Annotated in this window: 1 rRNA gene; it reads left to right on the top strand. The window is 49.3% G+C overall.

The features are described from left to right. Positions 1 to 203: ribosomal RNA gene (locus ACQRBV_RS27620) — 23S ribosomal RNA — on the top strand; the annotation flags it as partial.

The following is a 203-nucleotide window of genomic DNA, read 5'->3' as shown; positions in this document are numbered from 1 at the left end:
TCTGGTTATTGCGATGGAGGGACGGAGAAGGCTAGGCCAGCTTGGCGTTGGTTGTCCAAGTTTAAGGTGGTAGGCTGGAATCTTAGGTAAATCCGGGATTCTAAGGCCGAGAGCTGATGACGAGTCATCTTTTAGATGACGAAGTGGTTGATGCCATGCTTCCAAGAAAAGCTTCTAAGCTTCAGGTAACCAGGAACCGTACC

Origin of the sequence: Pseudomonas sp. R11F (assembly GCF_050312575.1) — a bacterium.
Classification (GTDB): Bacteria; Pseudomonadota; Gammaproteobacteria; order Pseudomonadales; family Pseudomonadaceae; genus Aquipseudomonas; species Aquipseudomonas palleroniana.
Note: the sequence above shows the minus strand (reverse complement) of the source record. Positions and strands in the feature narration are given on the sequence as shown.